This window comes from candidate division Zixibacteria bacterium HGW-Zixibacteria-1, assembly GCA_002838945.1.
In the GTDB taxonomy this organism is placed as follows: domain Bacteria; phylum Zixibacteria; class MSB-5A5; order GN15; family PGXB01; genus PGXB01.
Genome location: PGXB01000017.1, coordinates 56,430 through 66,704, shown reverse-complemented (window position 1 = coordinate 66,704; position 10,275 = coordinate 56,430). Strand labels below are relative to the sequence as shown.

Here is a 10,275-nt window from a genome sequence, read left to right as displayed (position 1 = left end):
CCCAGGGCATGACATTCCTCCTCATCTAAAGAAGGAAAATACCCTATACTGTAACATATGTCCTGATACATTCTGTAATCAATCTCCTGATACAATACATTGAATACGCCCTTTTAAAATCGGTTAATCTCAAATTGGGCGTATATCCCTTCCTTCGTCAGGATCTTCAACAATACGTCCTTACCAATACAATTTCACCACCACTTTGATGGTAATTCCGTCCGGGGGGTATTATAGAGGGAGCATAATATGACTAAGGCTATGAGTACATCAAATATTTGGATCGCCCATGACTTATATAGGTCAGACTATTTTTTTACCGGAAAAGAATCCCCACAATTTTTTAAAAACGCAAAAACAAACCCAATTCCCCATAACACGCTATATCATTACGGCTTATAGCGATAAATACCTTGATACTTTGAAGTGTAGAACATCAATCTGTTGTTAAAACGGCTCAATAGTAGGCGATTCCGCCATCATAATTGTCAATATAATATTGAATATATAAAGTGCATCACAATTAGTCGCGGAACAATTATTGTGCGCCAAATTATTGATTTGAAACAGCTAACCCGTTATAAATCAAACGCTTCGATACCCGCACGATTCCGGAACGGAAATTGCTTCATTCCCTTAGTGATTGAACTGCTTAGTTTTATATTGACCGTTATGAGAGGAAACAGTATTATCGCCGGTATAAGGAAAAAGGAAAATTACCATTGGAGGGTAGAATGCTTCGTAATATAGCTTTTGGAACCTTGGTTATCGGCGCGCTGTTTATAATGGCAGTGTCCTGCCCGGCCCAGACCGGCAGTTATTTCGGCAAGGAACCGGCCCGGACACTTTATGATATCCCGCCGCGGGTGTTGATTGATGCCCCGACCGCGGGAACTCTGCCGAGAGGAAGTTTTGACATCATGATGAGCGTTTACAGCAATGGCGGCATCCTCGGAAAAACCTCGATCGGGCTTTCCAACCGGTTTATGGTCGGTATGTCCTATGGGGCCGAGGGAATCATTTCCGACCGCACCGCCAATGCCAATCCCGAGATCGAGTTCAATGTCAAACTGCGGTTGATCGACGAGAATTATTATCTGCCCGCTTTTGCCGTCGGCTTCAATTCTCAGGGTTATGGCGCTTATATCGACGACCGAAAACGCTATACCTACAAATCAAAAGGTTTCTACGGTGTCATCAGCCGCTCTTTCATGCTGCAGAACTTGAACGCCGGGGTCCATGCAGGGGCCAATTATTCGCTGGAATATGATTATGATAGCGAAGAGGAACCATCCTTCTTTTTCGGCATGGATGCCCGCTTCAACTATAATATCGGCTTCTTTATTGAGTACGACCTGGCTCTCAACGACAACCGTTCCTCAATCGGCTATGCCAAAGGGCGCGGCTACCTCAATGCCAGCCTGAAATGGATGTATTCCGAAAACCTGGAACTTGAATTTGTCGTCAAGGACCTGCTCCTCAATCGCCGGGAGGATGCCTCAACCTTTGGAAGAGAATTGCGTTTTACTTATATTGAATTCTTTTAGACCTTGAATGGAGATATTATGAAAAAGCATTTTACCCTGTTAATACCTTTGTTGGTCCTCTCATTTCTTATATCCGGCTGCTATACCAAAATCGCCCAACCTGGTGATGAAGGCAGTTATCTCGAAAGAAATGATACCAGTGCCGATGATAATTATGGAAACACGCACTATTATTATCCGAGCTACTGGACGCTTTACGGCAACTGGGGGCATTATTATGCCCAGCCCTGGTGGTATGATTATTATGACGGCGGCCACTATTACGACGATGATAATGGCGGCGAGTCACCGCGTCCGGAAGTCCCCGGCCAGGCAACCCGGCCCGGCAGTCGTTGGCAGCCTACGGGGCTCGACGGGGCCAATCAAATCAGTACCGGCAGTTCGGCGGGTTCGACCGGCGGGACAACCAGCGGCAAACAAACCTCACCCGAAACTAAAGATAAACCGGAAACGAAGAAAAAAGAAGAACCTTCCAAAAACGACGATTCCAAAGAGGAAACCAATCAGCCCAAGGGGAGGTGGCAGACAAAATGAAATACTCAGGCTTAATATTAATATTGGCTGCCGGCATCATGATAGCTTCACCGGTTGCGGCAAGTTATCTTAATAATGCCAATGAAGTCATCGCCGGAAATTTATCCGGTATCGGCGCCAAAGAAATGGCCATGGGCGGGACCGGAATGATGTCCATCGACGGCTCCTCGCTCTTCTATAATCCGGCCAATCTGACCCGCGTACCCAGGCTTGAATTTATGCTTGGAATGTCCTATCAGAAATATAAGACAGACATGGAAACCAATGCCCCGTCTCTTGGAACCAGTTACGATGCCAATGACTCACGGGCCAATACCCGTATCAGTTCGGCCATTATGACCATACCATACCCCACCTATCGCGGGTCCCTTGTCTTTGCGTTTGGCGTGGGGCGCACCACCGATTTTGACCGTATCAGCAATTTCTATTTCGAGGAAGACAATGCCGGCGAAATCACGGCCACGAGTGAAAAGGTCAGGGAAACCGGCGGCATCAATCAATGGTCCTTCGGATTCGGTGTCGACCTGTCACCACGCGTTGCTTTCGGCGGATCGATCAGTCTTTACCACGGCAAACATAAATTGAATCTTCAGTCCCCTCTTTACACGGCTGGATCGCTGGTATCTGACTATGAGCAGTTCCTTGAATACCGCTATCTCGGCTATGGCGCCAAGATCGGTCTCGGGATGCAGTTGTCGCCGCGAATCGGTATCGGGATGGCTGTCGAATCGCCGGTTGCATTCAGTATCGATCAGGACGGCTCCGAGGTTGACGGCAGTGACATCAGCTATTACTCGACCACTGAATATGATCTGAAAAAACCGTTCGTTTTTTCAGCCGGCGCGATCGGCCGTTTCGATTATTTGACTTTGATGGCCGACATCGATTATACCGACTGGAGTCAGATGTCATATTCCAAAAATCTGGCGATGGAACTGCTCAGCAGTGATCTTGAAGATGCTTACCGCGAAGTGGTTCGTTTCAGAATCGGAGCGGAATATGTCATTCCCAATATCGATCTGGCCCTGCGCGGCGGCTTTTTTAATGACCCCCCTCCCCTACAATGAAACCCTGTCATATAAGCGCGACACCCGTTACGGATACAGCTTTGGCTTCGGCTTTCTGGTCGATCAGGTAATGATGATTGATCTGGCCTATGTGCACGGATCATTCAGCAACAGTTTTGTTCTGGAGAGCGGCGACTTTGTCAACAGTATCGCCTTGAATGAAGATGTTACCACCGACCGTCTCTTTATGACGGCATCATATAGATTTTAATTTCACTCTGTTCTAGGTCGAAAAAAGGCGGTCTCGCGACCGCCTTTTTTCATGCTGTATTAATTTTATCTCAGATATTGTCCCAGCGCGATATGATCATCTTAACGAATTCTTCGACTTGAGCAAAAACCCCCGCCTGGAATTGTTTCGATCTGGCCAGATCGAAATCCGGCAGCCCTTCATTCGGTTTGTACTGCAATATTGATCCCGGTACCGGAAAGATATCGGCGCCCGAAATGTAATGATACGGCATGTTGTCGTCAAGCTGCGACTTGTCCACCAGCGTTTCATCGATGGCCTGAATCATGGCTGTCTCATTATTGCCGGCATGACCGCCCGCTTCACCGTAAATTTCCTCGACCAGGTCTTCGCACAATTCCCACCAGTGGATGATGGCTGTATTGATGCGATATTCGTAATAAAAATCATGAGCGGCCGTCTTCAGGGATGTATTATTGCCGCCATGTCCGTTAAGAACAATAATCTTCCTGAAACCGACATCGCGCAGCGATTTTAGAATATCAAAAACAAAATTCTGAAAACTATCCGACTTGACAGTCATCGAACCGGGATAACCATAAAGCGATTTGGTGATTCCGTAATTCAACGTCGGCGCGATAATGGCATTAATCTTGTCGGCCAGGTTAAGGGCGATCGAATCGGGAATAAGATTGTCGGTTCCCAGGACTGTTACACCATGAGCCTCGACCGTGCCGACCGGAAAAATGACCGTATCAATTTTACCCGGAACAAGCTCGCGAACATTCTTCCAGGTCAGTTTCTGAAGTTCTCTTTGCATATTTGTTTACCTGTTAAGATATCTGTCGAGGACGATTTCAGTTTCTTTGGCTGAAATTTCGTCGCCTTCGAGGCGATATTGATTTATATCTCTGATAAGATATTCCAGATCCTCATGATGCTCGACAGCGTACCACAGCTCAAGCTCCGACCAGGTCAGTCCCTGTTCCTTGAAATGATTCGCCACCTCGGCATATATGGTTGGAGATTTCCAATCGAATTGCGACATCTTGACATGGCATTTCTCGGTCATGCCAAGCAGGTAATACCTGCCCTCGACCGTCGGCCCGAAAATGGCATCGGAATTCTTGAGCAGCTTCAGCGCCGTCTTAAGCATATCAGCTTTCAATGTCGGCGTCCTGCTGCCGATGAAAAGGATATGTTTGTAGCCTTCATCAAGACAGGAACAAAAAACCTTTTCCATTTTTATCCCCCACCTTTCCGGCGGAAGGATACTAATCTTCAGCTCATCTTCCAATATTCTGGCCTTACGGCCTTTCAGTTTCTTCTTTAGATATTTCAATATGGTGTTGACCGACTTTTCGGTCTTGGGCAACCCGGCATAAAAGAGACGGAAGTCAACCGACTTCAGATCAAGGATGTTGACCAATGTGTCGGCGATAAAGGCCTGATGCAAAAATTCAATTTCTTCCTTCAACAGGTAATCGCCGATATTCAGTTCGGAACCATCTTCCTCTGTTTCCTGAATACAAATCGCCAGAACGGCTTCATTTTTCTTTGTTTTGGACATATCATTCATATCTTTAATTTTCATTCCCAGTTTCGCCAAATATAAAGAAGCCTTTTCCTCTCGTCAAGAGCAGGATTCTTTTTTTTACATCCAAATTAGCCAAACCAATGATGGTATTAAGTGTTTAAGGTGTATAATGCGGAGATGAGCGCCAAATTGCCTTGACAAACAAAGTTATGCTTCGGTATAATTATGTTTTAATTTCAGGAGGTTGACCAGATCGATGAAAAATCATTATAAGCCCGTTTTATGGATATGTTTTATCATGGTTTTGGCGATGACTTATTTCGCCGCCGCGATACCGGCAGCCGCTTCCAACGGTGTTTTCGGTGATTTTGGAAATGCACAGGAGGAGCAACTGGCCGAGATTATAACGGTAATTTCCAATAGTTCCCTGCAACCCGGCAAAACCTATGACGCGGCGGTAATCATCAATATTAAAGAAAACTGGCACATCAATTCAGTAAAACCATTTCAAGACTGGCTTATACCGGCGGAGCTTCATATCGATACAACCAATGAGTTTACGCCGTTAAATATCACTTTCACCGGGGCATCAACCATTTTTCTGCTCGGCGAGAATATGTCGGTCTATAACGATAGTGTCATTATCCGATTCAGCCTGGCCGTTGATGAAAATACTGCCGGAGGCGATTACACCGTCCCGGTACTTTTTACCTATCAGGCCTGTAATGACAAGGAATGTCGGCCGCCTATGACGCTTTCCGATGTGATAGCCGTTACCGTCGGTGTCGAAGGACAGCCGATCAACCAGGAAGTATTTGCCGCGAAGATTACTTTCAGCGATAGTGGTAAACCGTCACCGGCCGGCGCTGAGCAGGAATCTGACCTTGGGCGACTAATCGAAAAATATGGTTTTTGGGGTTATTTCCTGGCCCTTGGATTGGCCTTTATTACCGGTTTACTGTTGTCATTTTCTCCCTGTACTTATCCCATGATTCCAATCACTGTGTCGATTTTCGCGGGGCAGGATCGAAGTATCGGGAAAGGATTCATATTATCCCTGTTTTATGTTGGTTCCATGGCGGTAATGTATGGAATAATGGGTCTGATTGTATCGCTCGTGGGCGGTGTTTTCGGCGCCTGGCTGGCCAGTCCCGCAGTCGTCATCGGCATTGCCGTTGTTTTTGTAATATTTGCCCTGTCGATGTTCGGCGTGTATGAATTGCAGGTACCTTATTCTTTACGCCAGAAGCTGGGAACCAAACAGGCCGGCGGCGGTGTGGGTGGATCAATAGTCCTGGGCATTGTGGCGGCTTTGGTGGTGTCACCATGTGTCGGTCCCTTTGTAGCCGGGATACTTCTGTATATAGCCACCTATGGTTCACCGATATTCGGCTTCATTACCCTGTTTGTTTTTGCGATCGGTCTGGGGACTCTATATATTTTAATTGGCACATTTTCATCGGCGATCAGCGCCCTTCCGGGTGCCGGAACATGGATGGAGACGGTCAAGGGCTTTTTCGGGTTCGTTCTCCTTTTCATGGCTCTCTACTTCCTGCGTACGATTATTTCGCCGGTCTGGTTTGCCGTCATGGCCGGATTGTTGTTAGTTGCCTTTGCCGTATTCGGGGGCGCCTTCGACAGGCTGACATCCGAGGACGGACTCTTTCCACGATTGAAGAAATATCTTGGCATTCTGGCCTTTTTGGTCGGTGCCTACCTGCTTCTCGGCACAATGTTAGGCAGCGGCTTTCTACTGCCGGAGGGGGTCAGTTTCGCGGGTGGCGCAATGGGGAATTCTTCCCGCGTCGAGGAGAAACTAATTCCATGGAAAACCGATTTGGAGATGGGTTTGGCTGAAGCCAGATCTCAGGGCAAGCCGGTACTGATTGATACGTGGGCGACCTGGTGCGTTAACTGTCGTGTTCTTGAGAAGAAAACATTTGGGAATCTCGAGGTTGCCGCCGAGTCCGAAAGGTTCTATCCCTTAAAAATCCAGCTCGAAAAATCGGGCACGCCCGAGACCAATGATTTCATGATGCGGTTCGGTATGAAGCACTATTCGCTTCCAACGACCCTGTTGCTGGATTCAGAAGGCAATGTTCAGAGAATTATGCAGGGGGTTGTTGGACCGGATGAAATGATTGCCGAAATGCGCAAGGTGCATTGAAAACCGAGATAATTCAACTGTGGGGCTGGAATCGACGATATCCTGAGAGGTTTCTCAGTCTTCCCGCTTTTTGAGACTCAGAATACCGGCCATATCTTCCTTGATTATCCGATATAATTCTTCCTTGTCGATCTTCTCAATAATCTTTTTGGCCAGCTTTTCTGACAGTACGTCAACCAGATTGTTGACGAAATGATGTATCTCCGCCTGATTAAATTCCCGCTCGGACGCCGGCTGCATTTCCTCAGCTACTGCAACGGTGGTTTCTTCGGGCTGCCCGGATGGATCTTCAGGGACCCCCGAACTTATATTCTGAACCTCTTTTTTGAATTCCGAGATAAATTCATCGACGCCGCCGGGACTTATCGATGGCTCGGATTCAAATTCTTCCAGCGAAGAGTCGTGTGATTTTGAAGATGGAATATTGATTGGTTCAACTGAGTCCCGTGTTGACCTTGTTATTAATTCAGAATCTTCGCCTGATTGTGGATCATCGTCATACTTCGCGGGAGCCGTGGTTTCTTTCTGCATTTCCTTTATAAACCAGCGATAATCATGATCCGAATCGACTTGCTCGGTCTTATCAGGCCGCAATTGATCCGGCTCCATAAGTCCATATTGATCCGAGGCGATCTCCAGCTTGGAAGATGATGAAAAATCCGATTCCAAATTTTCCTCAACCGGTTCCTTTTTGGTCGGTTCATCACGAATCATCAGCGATTCAACTCGATCGCTGTCATTCATGCCGTTCTTTTCTTTTTCTTCTTCCGGGCGATGAATCTCAAAAATATCTTTTTGCGGAGCCTTTAATTTCAAATCCGGTTTCATATTCAAGCTGGTCTTATCCATTATTTCCGATTCCTCGACTTCGATTCTGTCTATACCCAGGGCAGCATCCAGAAATTCATCGTCAACGGCCTCCATCGAGAGCGGCTCGACTGCCTCGATTTTTTCCTCGGGCTGTTCTTCGATCCCGCCCCCGACGAATAAACGTACGCGTTCGAGAAAGTCCTTGGGATCAAAGGGGCGCGGCAGAATGACCTCATCCGGATATGGCAGGGATCTTCCTTCGGGATCGGCGATCAGGAGGATTGGTATCGATGAGGTATTTTCGCTCTCTTCCAGAGTATCATACAGATAAGCTTCCTGGGCGTCACGCATATCGGCGCCGACAATAACCATATTGGGCTGACTGGTAATAATCAGTTCTTTTGCCTTTTCCACAGTTGAGGCCGTAATGACATCATAGCCATTCTGATGCAGGATTGACTCGGCAATGCTTCTGATGGCATCCGATTTTTCGGCAACTAATATCTTCTTCCTCATAATCCAATCCGCCCTAGATGGTTTTATTGTCCTTATTAGATAATATCTGGCTGGCGTCCTCAAGAAATTTACGGTCCTCTTTGGAGATATTTTCGAGACCAACCTCATTTATCTTATCTAGTATTTTATCGACCCGTTTCATGATTTCTTCGGCTTTTTGTCTATTCTTTTCGATCTTTATCTCTTTCTTCTTGAGCCGCCGCGACTTAAGCCAATTTGGAATTATCCGCAAGCGCCAGTCTGTCTTGATATAAATAAAGCCCACAATGGCGCCTCCAAGATGAGCCAGATGGGCCACATTTGACCCGGAAGCCACGAAATTGAGCAGCGCAAAAAGGGGAATTGCCCAGCGGACTTTCATGGGAAATAGAAAGAAAATGTATAAAATTCGGTCAGGAAACATAAACCAGTAGGCCACCAGCACGCCGTAAATGGCTCCGGAAGCTCCTACAATCGGATATGACAGGCCCGGATTGAATACCAGTGACATCAAAGCGCCGCCAAGCCCGCACAATATGTAAAATTTCAGAAAAGACCGCGACCCCCACCGATACTCGATTTCCGTCCCAAACATCCACAGCGCAAACATGTTAAAGAAAATATGAAAAAAACCGGCATGCAAAAACATGTACGTGAATATTTGAAAGGTGTAGTTTGGAAATTCCCGGTAAAAAAGCGCCGGCGTAAGACCAAACGTTCCCGCCAGACCGGCCGCCGTGAAATTCTGGATCAGATAGACCAGCCCATTGACTATTAACAGGTATCTAATAATCGGACTTAGTGATCCCGGTCCGATTTGAAATCCGCCCGTATTTTGATAATATGGGTTATTTGGCCTCATCATTTAACCTATCGGCATTTAATTTAAGCCTCTTCATCTATATATTTAACGCCGTAATGGGCGAAAGTCAATATCTGACGGCGCTTTTGGATGCATTTATGGATTATCGGTCTTCGACTTATCGGCCAGGTTTTTCTTTTTGTTTTTGCCCAACTGGACATCGCATGATGGCCCCATTCAGGTCGGAACACCGATTTTTGGCAGGACTATTTTCACCAGAATAAACCAGATAACCAAAAAAGCCAGAAGGAATATTATATCATAGGTATCCATAATTGCCCCCGATTATCCTTTGACGAGACGGCAGTGTTCCTTATAAATACACCTGTCCATAACCATCATCAATCCCGCCTTCTCGCCCAGGTGGAAAGCCTCGGGCGAAACCACCGATTCCTGAAGCCAGACTGCTCCGGCTCCGCAGGTAATGGCCTGTTCGACAATATTGACCGCCTCTGACGGTCGTCGGAAAACGTCAACAATGTCAATCTTTTCCGGAACCGACTCCAAATCCGGATAACTTTTCAGGCCCATTATTTCTTTTTCACCGGGGTTGATCGGAATCACCCGATACCCCTTCTGTACCAAATAACCGCCCACTCGAAAACTGGGGCGTTCCGGGTTGGAGGACAAACCCACCACGGCAATGGTCCCGGAATTATCCAGTAATTTTCTGATATCTTCCGATGATGGGTTTTTCCATCCTCCCGAATTTTCGCCGTAAGCCGGCATATCAGCCAATGACCTTTGTCAAATGGTTAAGTAATTGAGCCTTGGGAAGGGCGCCGACAACCTGGTCCACCAGTTTGCCATCCTTGAATATCAAGAGCGAAGGTATCGACATAATTTTGTACTGGCTGGCTATCTGTGTATTGGTATCAACATCCATCTTGGCTACTTTAACCTTTCCGTTGTAGTCCTTTGCAATTTCCTCCAGGATAGGCGCAATCATTTTGCACGGACCGCACCAGGGCGCCCAGAAATCGACAATAACCGGAACCTCTGATTTTATTACTTCAGAATCAAAAGTAGCGTCACTAATCTCGACCGGTTTGCTCATTTCTTTCCT

At 46.7% G+C, this 10,275-nt stretch carries 11 protein-coding genes; 5 read left to right on the top strand and 6 right to left on the bottom strand.

All coding sequences use genetic code 11. The annotated features are described in order from the left end of the window. The first annotated feature begins 734 nt into the window (after window positions 1-734). Genes CVT49_08360 through CVT49_08345 form a run of 4 tightly spaced genes read left to right on the top strand, consistent with a single transcriptional unit; the run spans window position 735 to window position 3,359 of the window. Entirely contained in the window at window positions 735-1,547 is an 813-nt protein-coding gene (locus tag CVT49_08360; GenBank protein PKK83522.1) for a hypothetical protein, read from the top strand. Window positions 1,548-1,565: 18 nt separating this feature from the next. Then, a complete protein-coding gene (locus tag CVT49_08355; protein ID PKK83521.1) occupies window positions 1,566-2,081 on the top strand; it encodes a hypothetical protein in 516 nt (171 codons plus the stop codon). After that, on the top strand, window positions 2,078-3,148 hold the full coding sequence (locus CVT49_08350) for a hypothetical protein (protein ID PKK83520.1): 1,071 nt from the start codon (window positions 2,078-2,080) through the stop codon (window positions 3,146-3,148). The genes CVT49_08355 and CVT49_08350 overlap by 4 nt, the downstream gene beginning before the upstream one ends. After that, on the top strand, window positions 3,126-3,359 hold the full coding sequence (locus CVT49_08345; GenBank protein ID PKK83519.1) for a hypothetical protein: 234 nt from the start codon (window positions 3,126-3,128) through the stop codon (window positions 3,357-3,359). The genes CVT49_08350 and CVT49_08345 overlap by 23 nt, the downstream gene beginning before the upstream one ends. Before the next feature lie 70 nt (window positions 3,360-3,429). On the opposite strand, the gene CVT49_08340 is transcribed toward CVT49_08345, so the two are convergent. Together CVT49_08340 and CVT49_08335 are read right to left on the bottom strand one after the other, a co-directional pair. After that, window positions 3,430-4,158 (bottom strand): creatininase, encoded by a 729-nt coding sequence (locus CVT49_08340; GenBank protein PKK83518.1) that lies wholly within the window; start codon window positions 4,156-4,158, stop codon window positions 3,430-3,432. A 6-nt stretch (window positions 4,159-4,164) separates the two neighbouring features. Next, on the bottom strand, window positions 4,165-4,932 hold the full coding sequence (locus CVT49_08335; GenBank protein PKK83517.1) for a hypothetical protein: 768 nt from the start codon (window positions 4,930-4,932) through the stop codon (window positions 4,165-4,167). A gap of 199 nt (window positions 4,933-5,131) precedes the next feature. Between CVT49_08335 and CVT49_08330 the strand changes: the two genes are divergently transcribed. Beyond that, window positions 5,132-7,042 (top strand): hypothetical protein, encoded by a 1,911-nt coding sequence (locus tag CVT49_08330; protein ID PKK83516.1) that lies wholly within the window; start codon window positions 5,132-5,134, stop codon window positions 7,040-7,042. 54 nt (window positions 7,043-7,096) lie between these two features. Here the strand turns inward: CVT49_08330 and CVT49_08325 are convergent, their stop codons facing one another. From CVT49_08325 to trxA, 4 genes are all read right to left on the bottom strand, one after another. Further along, window positions 7,097-8,368, bottom strand: a complete 1,272-nt coding sequence (locus CVT49_08325; GenBank protein PKK83515.1) for a hypothetical protein — start codon at window positions 8,366-8,368, stop codon at window positions 7,097-7,099. Between the two features lie 13 nt (window positions 8,369-8,381). Continuing rightward, window positions 8,382-9,212 carry a DUF1751 domain-containing protein gene (locus CVT49_08320; GenBank protein ID PKK83514.1) on the bottom strand — a complete coding sequence of 277 codons (831 nt, stop codon included), beginning with the start codon at window positions 9,210-9,212 and terminating at the stop codon, window positions 8,382-8,384. Window positions 9,213-9,494: 282 nt separating this feature from the next. After that, window positions 9,495-9,938 (bottom strand): CoA-binding protein, encoded by a 444-nt coding sequence (locus CVT49_08315; protein PKK83513.1) that lies wholly within the window; start codon window positions 9,936-9,938, stop codon window positions 9,495-9,497. A gap of 1 nt (window position 9,939) precedes the next feature. Beyond that, window positions 9,940-10,266 (bottom strand): thioredoxin, encoded by a 327-nt coding sequence (gene trxA, locus CVT49_08310; protein ID PKK83512.1) that lies wholly within the window; start codon window positions 10,264-10,266, stop codon window positions 9,940-9,942. Between the last annotated feature and the right edge of the window lie 9 nt (window positions 10,267-10,275).

Coding starts and splice junctions, on each gene's coding strand:
- CVT49_08360 (PKK83522.1), top strand. CDS start 735: ATGCTTCGTAATATAGCTTTTGGAACCTTGGTTATCGGCGCGCTGTTT.
- CVT49_08355 (PKK83521.1), top strand. CDS start 1,566: ATGAAAAAGCATTTTACCCTGTTAATACCTTTGTTGGTCCTCTCATTT.
- CVT49_08350 (PKK83520.1), top strand. CDS start 2,078: ATGAAATACTCAGGCTTAATATTAATATTGGCTGCCGGCATCATGATA.
- CVT49_08345 (PKK83519.1), top strand. CDS start 3,126: ATGACCCCCCTCCCCTACAATGAAACCCTGTCATATAAGCGCGACACC.
- CVT49_08340 (PKK83518.1), bottom strand. CDS start 4,158: ATGCAAAGAGAACTTCAGAAACTGACCTGGAAGAATGTTCGCGAGCTT.
- CVT49_08335 (PKK83517.1), bottom strand. CDS start 4,932: ATGAAAATTAAAGATATGAATGATATGTCCAAAACAAAGAAAAATGAA.
- CVT49_08330 (PKK83516.1), top strand. CDS start 5,132: ATGAAAAATCATTATAAGCCCGTTTTATGGATATGTTTTATCATGGTT.
- CVT49_08325 (PKK83515.1), bottom strand. CDS start 8,368: ATGAGGAAGAAGATATTAGTTGCCGAAAAATCGGATGCCATCAGAAGC.
- CVT49_08320 (PKK83514.1), bottom strand. CDS start 9,212: ATGATGAGGCCAAATAACCCATATTATCAAAATACGGGCGGATTTCAA.
- CVT49_08315 (PKK83513.1), bottom strand. CDS start 9,938: ATGCCGGCTTACGGCGAAAATTCGGGAGGATGGAAAAACCCATCATCG.
- trxA (PKK83512.1), bottom strand. CDS start 10,266: ATGAGCAAACCGGTCGAGATTAGTGACGCTACTTTTGATTCTGAAGTA.